The organism is Roseivivax jejudonensis, from assembly GCF_900172265.1.
GTDB classification, from domain to species: domain Bacteria; phylum Pseudomonadota; class Alphaproteobacteria; order Rhodobacterales; family Rhodobacteraceae; genus Roseivivax; species Roseivivax jejudonensis.
Map to the genome: position 1 here is coordinate 536,180 of NZ_FWFK01000001.1, position 13,157 is coordinate 549,336.

General features: G+C 68.1%; 14 protein-coding genes. 7 read left to right on the forward strand and 7 right to left on the reverse strand.

What is annotated here, in order from left to right:
• Positions 1 to 124 precede the first annotated feature (124 nt).
• Positions 125 to 934, forward strand: a complete 810-nt coding sequence (locus ROJ8625_RS02690) for a division plane positioning ATPase MipZ (protein WP_085790291.1) — start codon at positions 125 to 127, stop codon at positions 932 to 934.
• Positions 934 to 1,131 (forward strand): hypothetical protein, encoded by a 198-nt coding sequence (locus ROJ8625_RS02695; protein WP_085790292.1) that lies wholly within the window; start codon positions 934 to 936, stop codon positions 1,129 to 1,131. Before ROJ8625_RS02690 ends, ROJ8625_RS02695 begins: the two co-directional genes overlap by 1 nt.
• On the opposite strand, the gene ROJ8625_RS02700 is transcribed toward ROJ8625_RS02695, so the two are convergent.
• Positions 1,132 to 1,725, reverse strand: a complete 594-nt coding sequence (locus ROJ8625_RS02700) for an HdeD family acid-resistance protein (RefSeq protein WP_085790293.1) — start codon at positions 1,723 to 1,725, stop codon at positions 1,132 to 1,134.
• Between the two features lie 153 nt (positions 1,726 to 1,878).
• Between ROJ8625_RS02700 and nth the strand changes: the two genes are divergently transcribed.
• Positions 1,879 to 2,523, forward strand: coding sequence for an endonuclease III (nth, locus tag ROJ8625_RS02705; protein WP_085790294.1), 645 nt, complete (start codon positions 1,879 to 1,881; stop codon positions 2,521 to 2,523).
• Positions 2,520 to 3,509: an adenosine kinase gene (locus tag ROJ8625_RS02710; RefSeq protein WP_085790295.1), complete on the forward strand. Its 990-nt coding sequence runs from the start codon at positions 2,520 to 2,522 to the stop codon at positions 3,507 to 3,509. The genes nth and ROJ8625_RS02710 overlap by 4 nt, the downstream gene beginning before the upstream one ends.
• Positions 3,510 to 4,132: 623 nt before the next feature.
• Here ROJ8625_RS02710 and polA read toward each other — a convergent pair.
• The 3 genes from polA to ROJ8625_RS02725 all read right to left on the reverse strand — a co-directional run bounded on the left by polA (position 4,133) and on the right by ROJ8625_RS02725 (position 7,928).
• Entirely contained in the window at positions 4,133 to 6,946 is a 2,814-nt protein-coding gene (polA, locus tag ROJ8625_RS02715; RefSeq protein WP_085790296.1) for a DNA polymerase I, read from the reverse strand.
• A gap of 79 nt (positions 6,947 to 7,025) precedes the next feature.
• Entirely contained in the window at positions 7,026 to 7,703 is a 678-nt protein-coding gene (gene trhA, locus ROJ8625_RS02720) for a PAQR family membrane homeostasis protein TrhA (RefSeq protein WP_085790297.1), read from the reverse strand.
• Between the two features lie 45 nt (positions 7,704 to 7,748).
• On the reverse strand, positions 7,749 to 7,928 hold the full coding sequence (locus ROJ8625_RS02725; protein ID WP_085790298.1) for a zinc-finger domain-containing protein: 180 nt from the start codon (positions 7,926 to 7,928) through the stop codon (positions 7,749 to 7,751).
• A 74-nt stretch (positions 7,929 to 8,002) separates the two neighbouring features.
• Here ROJ8625_RS02725 and ROJ8625_RS02730 point away from each other — a divergent pair, with 74 nt between their 5' ends.
• Complete coding sequence (locus ROJ8625_RS02730; protein ID WP_085790299.1) at positions 8,003 to 8,953, forward strand: ABC transporter ATP-binding protein; 951 nt, start codon at positions 8,003 to 8,005, stop codon at positions 8,951 to 8,953.
• A 190-nt stretch (positions 8,954 to 9,143) separates the two neighbouring features.
• On the opposite strand, the gene ROJ8625_RS02735 is transcribed toward ROJ8625_RS02730, so the two are convergent.
• Together ROJ8625_RS02735 and ROJ8625_RS02740 are read right to left on the reverse strand one after the other, a co-directional pair.
• Positions 9,144 to 9,512 (reverse strand): histidine triad nucleotide-binding protein, encoded by a 369-nt coding sequence (locus tag ROJ8625_RS02735; protein WP_085790300.1) that lies wholly within the window; start codon positions 9,510 to 9,512, stop codon positions 9,144 to 9,146.
• A gap of 8 nt (positions 9,513 to 9,520) precedes the next feature.
• Positions 9,521 to 11,098 carry a DUF5928 domain-containing protein gene (locus tag ROJ8625_RS02740; RefSeq protein ID WP_085790301.1) on the reverse strand — a complete coding sequence of 526 codons (1,578 nt, stop codon included), beginning with the start codon at positions 11,096 to 11,098 and terminating at the stop codon, positions 9,521 to 9,523.
• Between the two features lie 155 nt (positions 11,099 to 11,253).
• On the opposite strand from ROJ8625_RS02740, the gene ROJ8625_RS02745 reads away from it, so the two are divergent.
• Positions 11,254 to 12,072: a sulfotransferase family protein gene (locus tag ROJ8625_RS02745; protein WP_085790302.1), complete on the forward strand. Its 819-nt coding sequence runs from the start codon at positions 11,254 to 11,256 to the stop codon at positions 12,070 to 12,072.
• A 76-nt stretch (positions 12,073 to 12,148) separates the two neighbouring features.
• Positions 12,149 to 12,466 (forward strand): hypothetical protein, encoded by a 318-nt coding sequence (locus tag ROJ8625_RS02750; RefSeq protein WP_234984147.1) that lies wholly within the window; start codon positions 12,149 to 12,151, stop codon positions 12,464 to 12,466.
• A 52-nt stretch (positions 12,467 to 12,518) separates the two neighbouring features.
• Here the strand turns inward: ROJ8625_RS02750 and ROJ8625_RS02755 are convergent, their stop codons facing one another.
• A complete protein-coding gene (locus tag ROJ8625_RS02755) occupies positions 12,519 to 13,109 on the reverse strand; it encodes a DUF1285 domain-containing protein (RefSeq protein ID WP_085790303.1) in 591 nt (196 codons plus the stop codon).
• Between the last annotated feature and the right edge of the window lie 48 nt (positions 13,110 to 13,157).

Sequence of the window (13,157 nt, forward strand, 5' to 3'; positions counted from 1 at the left end):
AGGCCGGGCGGCAACGCCCGCCGGCGGCGGCCACGTCAGCGCTTTTCCGCCGGACATCTACAAGATATGGAAGGGCAGACCGGGTAACAGCGTCAGATCTTGCGTCAGCGTCGGGGGTGCGAACGTGGCTCACATCATCGTGGTCGGCAACGAAAAGGGCGGCGCGGGCAAGTCGACGGTGTCGATGCACGTGGCCACCGCTCTCGCGCGGATGGGCCACGCGACGGGCGTGATCGATCTCGACCTGCGGCAGCGCACGACCGGCCGTTACGTCGACAACCGCCGCGAATACCTCGCGGCCGAGGGGCTCGACCTCGCGAGCCCGAAGCTGGCCACCCTGCCCGAGATTCCGGCCGAGAGCGTCGCGCAGGGCGAAAACCCGCTCGACCACAGGCTGTCCGCGGCGGTGGCGACGCTGGAGCCCGATTGCGACTTCATCCTGATCGACTGCCCCGGCTCGCACACGCGTCTGAGCCAGGTGGCGCATTCGCTCGCCGACACGCTGATCACCCCTCTGAACGACAGCTTCGTGGATTTCGACCTGCTGGCGCATATCGCGCCGGACGGCGAGAAGATCGAGGGCCCGTCGGTCTACTCGGAAATGGTCTGGAGCGCGCGCCAGTTGCGCGCTCAGGCCGGTCTGAAGCCGATCGACTGGATCGTGCTGCGCAACCGGCTGGGCGCGCAGAACATGGTCAACAAGATGAAGATGCAGAAGGCGCTCGACCGGCTGTCCAAGCGGATCGGCTTCCGCGTCGGGCCCGGCTTCTCGGAGCGCGTGGTGTTCCGCGAACTCTTCCCCCGCGGGCTGACCCTGCTCGACCTGCGGGACGTGGGCGTGAAGCAGCTCAACATCTCGAACGTCGCCGCGCGGCAGGAATTGCGGGACATGATCAAGGCGCTGCGCCTGCCCGGCGTCGACGTCACGTTCTGATGCCGGACGGGCCGAGCCGCGGCGAACTCGTGTTTCGCCTCGCGTTCAGCCTCGGTGGGCTTGCGCTGGTCGCGGCGGTCGTCGCGGTGCGCGGCGTCGCGAACTCCGCCGCGCTGGTCGAGGTCATCGGCATCGCCGGCGTGTTCTTCGGCGCGACCGCGCTCTGGTCGGCGTGGCGCCTCTGGACCCACCGCTGATCACTGCCGCCGACGCACGGCGAGCGCCAGCGCGACGGCGCCAGCACCGGACGAGATCAGTTCGACGCCGAGGAAGATGCCGAGAAGGCCGATTGCGCCCGCCGGCACCGCGAACAGCACCAGAAGGCCGAGCAGCACGCTGACGACCCCGGCGCCGGCCATCCAGCCCCATCCGTCCCGCGGCCGCAGCCGGAACGCGATCCACACGCGCATCGCCCCCATCGCGACGAAGAACGCGCCGATCAGGATCGTCAGCGACAGGATCCCGGCGATCGGGTTGATCCAGAGCGACAGGCCGAAAAGCGCGAGAACCGCGCCGAAGAGCACCGCACCGATCTTCGAGCCGGTGCCGTCGAGACCACGCAGGCCCATCACCGCCTGCACGATGCCGGCCGCGACGAAGGCCCCGCCGGCGATGGCTGTCGCGGTGAGCGAGGCGACGAACGGGTTGAGGAAGGCGATCACTCCGCCGAGGATCAGGATGATCCCGAGCGCGAAAGTCCATTTCCAGTCCGGCCCGGCGGCCGCGTGATCGGCGAGCGACGCGGCGGTTCCGGTGGTGTCGTCACTATCGTGGCGGGACGTGTCGGTCATGGCATGTCCTCCGGTCAGGTGCGGTTATGTCGGAAACGGGTCACCGCCCGGGCGAGTTCCGGTACCGGTGCCGCACCCGCAGCCCCATGCGATCGGGCCCTGACGCGCAATCGGCGTTGTCAGCGACGGCGCAGCGCGGCATAGACGGTGCGGATGACCCGGCAGCTCGATTATCACACGATCCGCGCGATCTTCGACCGTTTCCACGCGGTCGAGCCCGAGCCGAAGGGCGAGCTCGAACACGTCAACGCCTTCACGCTCGTTGTCGCCGTGGCGCTGTCGGCGCAGGCCACCGATGCCGGCGTGAACAAGGCCACGCGCGGGCTCTTCGCGGTGGCCGACACGCCGGAAAAGATGCTCGACCTCGGCGAAGAGGGCGTGATCGAGCACATCAGGACGATCGGGCTCTACCGCAACAAGGCCAAGAACGTCATCAAGCTCTCGCGCCTCCTCGTCGAGGAGTACGGCGGCGTGGTGCCGAACAGTCGCGCGGCGCTGCAATCGCTGCCTGGCGTGGGACGCAAGACCGCGAACGTGGTTCTCAACATGTGGTGGCGCTACCCGGCTCAGGCGGTCGACACCCACATCTTTCGCGTCGGCAACCGCACCGGCATCGCGCCGGGCCGGGACGTCGTCGCGGTGGAGCGCGCCATCGAGGACCACATTCCGGTCGACTACCTTCAGCACGCGCATCACTGGATGATCCTGCACGGCCGCTACGTGTGCCTTGCGCGCAAACCGCGCTGCGCCGACTGCCTGATCGCCGATCTCTGCAATTTCGAGGACAAGACCGCATGAAACGCTTCCAGGTTGCCGGGATCGGCAACGCCATCGTCGACGTGCTGACCCGCGCCGACGACAGCTTTCTCGATCACATGGGCATCGAAAAGGGGATCATGCAGCTGGTCGAGCGCCCGCGCGCGGAAACGCTCTACGGCGCGATGGAGGATCGCGTGCAGGCCCCGGGCGGATCGGTCGCGAACACGCTGGCGGGCCTCGGCAACCTCGGGCTGCGCACCGCCTTCACCGGCCGGGTGAACGACGACGCCCTCGGCCGCTTCTACGCGGACGCGATGGAGGACATCGGCACCCGCTTCGTCAATCCGCCGCGCGGCGACGGCGAGCTGCCGACCTCGCGCTGCATGATCTTCGTGTCGCCGGACGGCGAACGCTCGATGAACACCTATCTCGGCATCTCCGCCGAGCTCGGCCCCGACGACGTCGATGAGGACGTCGCCGCGAACGCCGAGGTCGTGTTCCTGGAGGGTTACCTATTCGACAAGGACAAGGGCAAGGACGCCTTCATCCGCACCGCACGCGCCTGCCGCGCCGCCGGCGGCCGCGCCGGGATCGCGATCTCGGATCCGTTCTGCGTCGAGCGGCATCGCGAGGACTTCCTTTCGCTGATCGAGAACGAGCTCGACTACGTGATCGGAAACGAGGCCGAGATCCGCGCGCTCTACCAGAACGACCGCCTCGAGGACGACCTCGCCGCGGTGGCGGCGATCTGTCCGCTCGTCGTCTGCACGCGGTCGGGCGACGGCGTGACGATCCTGCGCGAGGGCACGCGCACCGACGTGGCGGTGGACAAGATCGTTCCGGTCGACGCGACCGGGGCCGGCGACCAGTTCGCCGCCGGGTTCCTCTACGGTCTCGTCACAGGCGCCGACATGGAGACCGCGGGCCGCATGGGCCACGCCGCCGCGGGCGAAGTGATCTCGCACATGGGCCCGCGACCCGAAACCGCGCTTCCCGAGCTGTTCCGTGCGCGCGGGCTGATCTGACTGCGCGGGCGGGCCTGTCGCGCGCCGCGCCGCTCGCTTCGGCACGGGCGGAGAGGCCGGGGGCGCTGCCCCCGGACCCCCGGAGTTTTCCGGCAAGATGAACAGGGAAGCGACGCGCGCCGGCGGTGACCATTCGCGGGGCGGCGTGGTTCCGCGGCAGACCGGCGCCGGGCGGCGGCCGACGTTCCCCGCATCGGCGAAGCGCCGGGCGCGGTCCGGGCGGTCTTGATCCATTCGAGCGTGCCGCGCCGGGCCGCGCGCGGCGGCGAGAGCGGCGGGGACCTCGGGCCGCTCGACATCGCCGAAGAGGTGCCCGGGCCGTTCGCCCCGGTGCGCGGGAGTGCCGCCGCGCCCGGGGACCGCATCCGGCCGGCGCGACGCGACGAGGATCGAGGTCCGCGCGGCATCGACGGTGCGCATCACCGAATCGATCCAGCCCCGGCAGAGAAGCTCCGACACGACCGCGTCGGCAGCGCGGTCACGCGACGGGCGCTTGCACGCCACCGGCCAGACCGGTCCGCGATCGGCATTGGGGGGGGCGGCCGGCCAGTCGCGTCGCTCGACGCGCGCGGGTCCGGGCGCGGGGCGCGCCGGCCGCTGCCCCGGTCATCGCGCCCGCGGGCTCAATGCGCGGCGGCCCAGTTGGGTCCCTGTCCCGCCTCGACCACCAGCGGCACGTCGAGGGCGACCACCGGGTCGGCGGCGCCCTCCATCACCTCGGTGGCGCGCGCGACCAGGTCGTCGGCAGCGTCGGCCTCGACCTCGAACAGGAGCTCGTCGTGGACCTGCAGGAGCATTGCCGCGCGGGTGCCGAGCGGAGCGATCGCGCCGGGCATGCGGACCATCGCGCGCCGGATGATGTCCGCCGCCGTGCCCTGGATCGGCGCGTTGATCGCGGCGCGCCGGGCGAAGCCCGCGCGCGGCCCCTTGGCGTTGATCTCGGGCGTGTGGATCACGCGACCGAACAGCGTCTCGACGCGGTTGTGCGCCTTGGCGAAGGCGACCGTGTCGTCCATGTAGGCCTTGATGCCCGGAAACCGTTCGAAGTAGCGGTCGATGAAGCCCTGTGCGTCCGCCCGCGGGATCCGCAGGTTCCGCGCGAGGCCGAAGCCGGAGATGCCGTAGATCACCCCGAAATTGATCGCCTTGGCCTGCCGGCGGACTTCGGGCGTCATCTCGTCCATGGGCACGTTGAACATCTCGGACGCGGTCATGGCATGGATGTCCTGGCCGTCACGGAAGGCCTGTTTCAGCGCGTCGATCCCGGCGACGTGGGCGAGGATCCGCAGCTCGATCTGCGAGTAGTCGAGGCTGACCAGGACCCGGCCGTTCTCGGGCACGAAGGCCTCGCGGATGCGGCGGCCCTCCTCGGTGCGCACGGGGATGTTCTGCAGGTTCGGATCGGTCGAGGCGAGCCGACCCGTCGAGGCGCCGGCGATCGAGTAGGACGTGTGAACGCGGCCGGTGGCGGGGTTGATGTGCTCCTGCAGCGCGTCGGTATAGGTCGATTTCAGCTTGGAGATCTGGCGCCAGTCGAGCACGCGCGCGGGCAGTTCGTGCTCTGTCGCGAGATCCTCGAGGATGTCGGCACCGGTCGCGTAGGCGCCGGTCTTGCCCTTCTTGCCGCCCTCGAGCCCCATCTTGTCGAACAGGATCTCGCCCAGCTGCTTGGGCGAGCCGACGTTGAAGGTCTCGCCGGCGAGCGCGTGGATCTCGGCCTCGAGGCCCGCCATCTTCTGGCTGAAGGCCGCGGACATGCGGCTGAGCGTATCGCGATCGACCTTCACGCCGTGCATCTCCATCGCGGCGAGGACCGGCACCATCGGCCGCTCCATCGTCTCGTAGACACGGGTGACCCGGACGCGGTGCAGCTGCGGCTTGAAGAGCTGCCACAGGCGCAGGGTGATGTCGGCATCCTCCGCGGCGTAGCGGGTCGCGTCGGCGATCGGCACCCGGTCGAAGGTCTTCTGGCTCTTGCCGGAGCCGATCACCTCCTTGATCGGGATCGGCTGGTGGCCGAGATACCGCTCGGACAGCACGTCCATGCCATGGCCGTGCTCGCCCCCGTTCATCGCGTAGGACATCAGCATCGTGTCGTCGATCGGCGCGATGGCGATGCCGGTCCGGGCGAGGATCTTGGCGTCGTATTTCATGTTCTGGCCGATCTTCATGACCGCCGGATCCTCCAAGAGGTCCCTGAGCAGCGACAGCGCCGCCTCGCGATCGACCTGGTTGGGCAGGATGTCGCCCGGGCCGAAAAGATCGCCGTCGCCCTCGGCCCGGTGCGCCAGCGGCAGGTAGGCGGCCTGGCCCGCCTCTATGCACAGCGAGACACCGACGAGCTCGGCGGTCATCTCGTTGAGGCCCGTCGTCTCTGTGTCGATGGCGACCCAGCCGCGCTCGCGGGCTTTGCCGATCCAGGTGCCGAGGGTCTCGAGATCGCGGATGCAGACATAGCTGTCCGGGTCGAACGGCGGCTGTTCGACCGGCGCGTCGTCGATGGTGTCGGCTGTGTCGGGCGCCTGTTCGGGGATCGTCGGCGCGTCGGTTCCGAGCGTCTCGGCGATGCGCTTGGACAGGGTGCGGAACTCCATCTCGGCGAGAAAGCCGAGCAGCGTTTCGGGATCGGGGTCGCGCAGTTCGAGATCCGCAAGGGTGAAGTCGAGCGGCGTGTTCTCGTCGAGCTTCACGAGCGATTTCGACAGCTCGATCTGCGCACGGTACTCGATCAGCGTCTCGCGGCGCTTCTTCTGCTTGATCTCCTCCGCGCGGTCGAGCAGCGCCTCGAGCGTGTCGTACTCGTTCAGGAGCAGCGCGGCAGTCTTGATCCCGATGCCCGGCGCGCCGGGCACGTTGTCGGTCGAATCGCCGGCGAGCGCCTGCACGTCCACGACCTTGTCGGGGGTGACGCCGAACTTCTCCATTACCCCGTCGCGGTCGATGCGGCGGTTCTTCATGGCGTCGAACATCTCGACCCCGTCGCCGACGAGTTGCATCAGGTCCTTGTCCGACGACACGATGGTGACCCGGCCGCCGGCCTCGCGCGCCTGCCGCGCGAGCGTAGCGATGATGTCGTCGGCCTCGTAGCCCTCGACCTCCTTGCAGGCGATGTTGAAGGCCTCGGTGGCGCGGCGGGTGAGCGGGATCTGCGGGCGCAGGTCCTCGGGCATCTCGTCGCGGTTGGCCTTGTACTCGGCGTAGAGGTCGTTGCGGAAGGTGTGGCTGCCCTTGTCGAAGATGACCGCGATATGGGTGGGCGCGAATTCGCCGTGATCGCGGCCGACATAGCGGCGCAGCATGTCGCAGAAGCCCTGCACCGCGCCCACGGGCAGACCGTCGGACTTGCGGGTGAGCGGCGGCAGCGCGTGGAAGGCGCGGAAGATGAAGGCCGAGCCGTCGATGAGATGCAGGTGGCAGCCCTTGCCGAATTCGCTCATGTCGGTGACGTCCCTCTGGCCCAGCGGTCATCGCGTTCTGCCACGATCCGCCGGGCGCTGCCAGCGGAAGGCGGCGGGCTCAGGACACCGGAACGGGCGGCAGCGCGGCGACGAGGAAGATCGCGACGAAGAACACGATCGACGCCGCGACGACGAAGCCGTGCCAGATCGTGTTGTGAAAGCGCATCCGCTCGGCCATCAGGAACAGCGTCCCGGCGGAGTAGATCACCCCGCCCGCCACCATCAGCGCGATGACCGACCACGGCAGGACCGCGAGGAGGTCGTGACCGCCGAGCAGCACCGCCCAGCCCATCGCGAGACAGATCGCGATGCCGAGCACCGCGTTGCGGTCCCGCAGCAGGAACGTCATCGCGGTGGCGCCGGCCGCCGCGGTCCACAGCACGGTGAGCAGGCCGCTGCCGGCGCCCGACAGGAGCGCGAAGGGCGTGTAGGTTCCGGCGATCTTGAAATGGATCGCCGAGTGGTCGAGCCGGCGCAGAAGTCCCGTCCAGCGCGGCCGGCCGACATGGTTGTAGAGCAGCGAGCAGAGCAGCATCAGGATGAGCGTCGCGCCGTAGACCGACACGCCGGCGATGCCGGCCGCATCGCCGCGCCAGACCGCCGTCAGCGTGATCAGCACCGGCACCGCGCCCAGTGCCAGGATCAGGCCGGCGAGGTGCACGACGACGTCGCTCGCCTCTTCTGCACGGGAATAGGCGCGAGGGGTCGATTGCGGGATCGGTCGCGTCTCGGTCATGGGTCCAACATAACCGCCCGCGGCGCCGTCACAAAGCGTCGTCGATCACACTTTTCCCTCGAAGTCGCGATGAATGAATCGCGCGTCGCAATAGCCACACTCGACCCAGCCGCGATCCTGCGGGATCTGCAGCCAGACCCGCGGATGGCCGAGCGCGCCCTCGCCGCCGTCGCAGGCCACGCGGTAGCTGTCGACGATCCTGGTTTCCGGGGCGTCTGCGGACATCGGGCTTCCCCTTTCGCGTTTCGGGCACTAGCTGCGCTTATGAACGAGGGTATCCCGAGGGGCAAGACTGCGGCATGGGCGACGACGCGATCCGGATCGACGGGCTGACCAAGACCTATGGCGGAAGCAACGGCCAACCCGCGAAGGAGGCGCTCCGGGGGATCGACCTGACCGTGCCGCGCGGCTCGGTCTTCGGGCTTCTGGGGCCGAACGGCGCCGGCAAGTCGACGCTCATCAACATCCTCGCCGGGCTCGTGGTGAAGTCGGCCGGCGCGGTGGAGATCTGGGGCTGGGACCAGGACGTGAACCCGCGCCAGTCGCGCGCGGCGATCGGCGTGATGCCCCAGGAACTCAACCTCGATCCGTTCTTCACGCCGCGCGGCGCGCTCGAGGTGCAGGCCGGTCTTTACGGCGTGCCGAAGGCGCAGCGCCGCTCGGACGAGATCCTGCGGATGGTCGGGCTCGAGGACAAGGCGGAGGCCTATGCGCGGACGCTCTCGGGCGGGATGCGGCGGCGGCTGCTCCTGGCCAAGGCGCTGGTGCATCATCCTCATATCCTCGTCCTCGACGAGCCGACCGCGGGCGTCGACATCGAGCTGCGCCAGATGCTGTGGGAGAACGTGCGGCGGCTGAACGAGGAGCGCGGTATGACCGTGATCCTGACCACGCACTACCTCGAGGAGGCCGAGGAGATGTGCGGCGAGATCGCGATCATCAACGACGGTGCGCTGGTCGCCCGCGACCGCACCGCCAACCTGCTGGGGCAGATCGACGCGCGCACGATGGTGATCGAACCCGAGGAGCATCCTGCCGCCCTGCCCCACGGTCCCGGGCTCGAGGTCGAGACGCGGCCGGACGGCACGATCGCGGTCACCTACCACGCCAACGAGATGCGCGCCGAGCGCGTGCTCGACGCGGTGCGGGAGGCCGGCATCCGCATCGCCGACGTCCGCACCGAGCAGGCGGATCTGGAGGACGTGTTCCTGTCGCTGACCCGCGGGACGCACGCCCGCAGGTCCGCCTGATCCGTCCGCCGCGCGGCGGCCTGACAGGGTATCGTGGGGGCTCTGCCCCCACACCCCCGGGGTTTCATGGCAAGATGAAGGGGCGGGCGCGCCGCCCGGCGCGCGGTCACCTGTTCCGGAGAGGCGCACGACCATCCCGGCCGGGATCGGCCCCGTTATGCGGCACGCGCCCGGGTGGCCCGGCCGCCGCTCAGGCGGGCTGGAGCATGCGGCCGAGAGGGCGGCCGGCGAGGATGTGGACGTGGAGGTGCGGCACCTCCTGCACGCCGTGGCCGCCGGCGTTCGAGATCAGCCGGAAGCCGTCCTCCTCCACGCCCTCCATCCGGCAGACCTCGCCGATGGTGCGCATGTAATCGAGGATCTCGGCCTCCGTGGCGTCCCGGGCGAAGTGATCGAAGCTGACGTAGGAGCCTTTGGGGATGACCAGCACATGCGTGGGCGCCTGCGGGCGGATGTCGCGGAAGGCGAGGCTGTGCTCGGTCTCCAGCACCGTGTCGTTCGGGATCTCGCCGCGCAGGATCTTCGCGAAGATGTTGTCGGGGTCGTAGGCGTAGGCCATGGGGCTCCTCAATCGGCGAACAGGTAGCTGGTGGCGGCGATCTCGTGCGCCTTGTCCTGCCCGACGCCGAGGAAGCGCGCAAGCGGTTCGGCATTGGCCTCGGGCGCGTCGAGCTCGCGCATGCGGGTGTAGTTCTGGAACTCGCGATCGCGGATCCGGTCGCTTTCGTGCACCATGTCGTTGCGAATGGTCGGCAAGAGGCGGTTGAGCGTCTCCTGCGGCGTGCGCTCGCCCGCGAGGCCCACGCGCATCGCGTGCCCGATCAGGTAGCTGTCGGAGAACTGGCACTCGACCTCGAGCACCCGCGTGAGCGCACGGTCGTTGCAGAAATCCTCGAGCAGGTCGAGATTCGAGGGATCCATGCAGACGATCAGCCGGTCGCTCTCGTAATAGTCGAAGAGCATCCGCATCAGCGCCCGGCGGTGGCGGTGCCGCTTGCCCAGCGTCGACTGGATGCCGCCGAGATCGGGCAGCGGGGTCGCCTCCTCGTTGAACAGGTACTCGATGCAGGGCACGTTCGTGAGCTGGCGAATGCGGTCCACCAGCCTCTTGGCCACGTGCCATTTCTTGCAGACCACGATCAGCAGTTCGCGCTCGCGGCCGAGCGTGCTCTCGGTTTCCCAGAAGCGCGGCGCGAAGCGCCGGCCGATGCGGCCGCGGCCGGTCAGGAACTTGAACAGCGACCGTCCCTCGTTGGAGATCTGGAAGCGCGCGCCCTCCGAGGCGTAGAGCACGCCGAGCCGGCGCTTCAGCTCGGTCGCCAGCGGGCTGACCTTGCGCGCGAACAGGAAATCCTGGCTCAGCAGCAGGTCGTAGTGATCGTTGTAGAACACCACCGGCATGCCGTAATCGGTGAACATCAGGAAGGTGAGGGTGCGGCTCTCGATCTCGGTTTCGGGAACGAGATGGCGCACCAGCGTCTGGAAGAACGTCTCGTCCGGGATCCACGTCGTCGCGAAGAAGCGGACGACGTCGCGGCGGCGCTTCACGAAGTCGAGCACCCATTCGATGGTGCGGCGGCGCAGGCACCACCACTGGCTGCCGATCATCACCTCGATGTCGTCGGGGATCGGCCGGGTGAGGCCGAGGCGCTTCTGCGCCTCGAACATCGCATAGAAGGCGCGTTTCTGGGTGCGTTCGTTGAACCAGTGCCGGTAGATCAGCCGCTCTTCCTTCCAGCCGGTCTTGATCCAGTCCGACTTGAAGTAATCGAAGCTCTCGATGTAGTCGCATTCGCGCCGGTCGAGGAAGTCGTGCGCGTATTCCGCCGACTTGATCGCCATGCAGTCGCCCGAGAGCATGTAGAAATGCGTCGCACGCGGGAAGGCGTCGACCGCCGCCTCGACGGCGAGCAGCGTGGCCTGCACGAGACTCCATTCGCCCCAGCCACAGCGGACGCGTTTGCGCGCGAAGACGACGTTGGGATTGCCCGCGAGCGCCGCGCGGATCGCCTGGTAGGCCGCGGCGGGCGCGCGGGCATCGAAATGGATCGCCATGTAGTCGCCCACGGCGGTCAGGCTCTGCGCCTGCTTGATGATCGCGTCGGGGTCCTTGTGGCACAGAAGGATGAAGGCGATCTTTGCCATGGCCCGTGACTGCTGCCCTCTTTTCGTCTGATTGTTTATGTTGATAATAAGAAATGGGCATTGAATGAATACGCTTCGTTTCCTTTTTTGCCGCATGCGGACCGGGTGCCGATAACGCCGGGCGCGGGCGGCACGGACGTGGCGAGGGGGCAGGCATGGGCTTTCCGGGCACCTGGATGACCGAGAGCGAGAGCATGGTGTATCGGGTCGTCCCGAAATGCGCCTGCTCGACCATCGGGCAGATCATGTATTATTCCGACCACGGCCGGTTTTTCGAGGGCGACATCCACGATGCCACCGGCGGGCTTCACAAGTGGGCGATCGAGGACAGCCAGGCGGCGATCCGTGCCAACGTGAAGACGCGCTCGTCCTACGCCTTCACGTGCGTGCGAAACCCCTACACGCGGGTGCTGTCGTCGTTCTTCGACAAGATCTGCGGCATCCAGCGCAACGGCAAGCGCTATCGCGGTAACCTCGTGCCGCTGCTGATCCAGAAATACGGGATCGAGGTCGGCGGCCCCGACGGGCGCGAGGAGTTCGACCAGATCAAGAGCTTCCGGCGGTTCCTGCTGTTCGTGCGCGACACGATCCGCTGGCGTCGACCGATGGAGCCCGACATCCACTGGTCGTCGATGTCGGGGCACATCTCGACCTTCATCGTGAACGGCGGGCGCTACAATCACATCTTCTGGACCGAGCGATTCAATGACGGGATGCAGGAGGTCCTGAACGCGGTGCAGACGCCGCAGGCGATCGACCTTGGCGCGATCCCGCGCTTCAACGAAAGCGAAGGGCACGGCCCCAAGCGCGCGCACCCGGTCGAGGCGTATTTCGACGATCTCGCGATGCACCTGGTCAAGGAAATCTACTGGCGCGACTTCGAGCTCTTCCGCTACGATTTCGACGACCCGGCCAACAAGATGCCCGTGGGCGAGATCGACCTCGACGAGGTGCACGCCAAGCTCGGGGATTGATGTCGTGCCGCGCCATGCATGACGTCGGGGAATGGTGCGCTACTTCACGTCCCACGTGCCCGCATCGGAGCGTCCCATGCCCAGCCTGCCCCCGCTTGTCGCCTTCTTCGTCCGTCACGCGCTGGCGGGATTCGGCCTCGCCGCGATCTTCGTGGCGCTCCTGCTCCTCTTCGACGTGGCCGGGCTCTGGCGACTGATCTCCACCTCGCCCGAGGGGATGCTCCCGCTCTTCCTGCTGTGGTTCTTCAACGGCATCGTCTTCGCGGGCGCGCAGACCGGCGCGCGGCTTTTCCTGATGGCCGAGAGCGAAGGCCACGGTGGTGGCGGCGGCACGCCCGTGCCCGTCAGGGCCGAGGCCGCCTCTTCGCACCGCCTCGGCTCGGCGAGGTTGTGAGGAACGCGCGTCGTGCGGTCCCGTCATCGGGGCCTCGCACGGCGCGCCGGCTCTACTCGGGCAGTTCTGCCGAGGGAATCATCGGAAAGAACGCGCCGGACGAGCGCAGCCCGAACCAGCTCTTCCCGTCGACCTCCTCGTGCTCGCCGATCTCGGCCAGGCGGTAGAAGCTCTTGCGATCGATCAATGCCTCGAGGTCGTCGCGCACCAGAACGTAGGGCGACGGCTCGCCCGTTTCGGCGTCGCGTTCCACGCGGATCGGGTGATCGGGGCCGGCGACCGCGTGGTCACCCACATGCGTCACGAAGGTTAGGGTCTGCTCCGCCCCGGCGCCCTCGACCACGAAATCGGTGGCGACGAAAGGCGCGTCGTCGACGGTGATGCCGACCTTTTCCACCGGCGTGACAAGAAAGTATTTGCCATCTTCACGCTTGAGTATCGACGAGAACAGCTTCACGAGGCCGAAGCGGCCGATCGGCGTGCCGAGGTAGAACCATGTGCCGTCGCGCGCGATTCTCATGTCGAGATCGCCGCAGAACGGCGGGTTCCAATCGTGCACGGGAGGCAGGCCCTTGCCCGCCGCGGCGCGTGCGGAGGCAGCAATGCCGTCTGCGGACGGCGTCACGGAATTTTGTGAAGTCATAACTTTTGCCATTCTTCCACGTCACGATACCATTTCCGCAGACGTAGT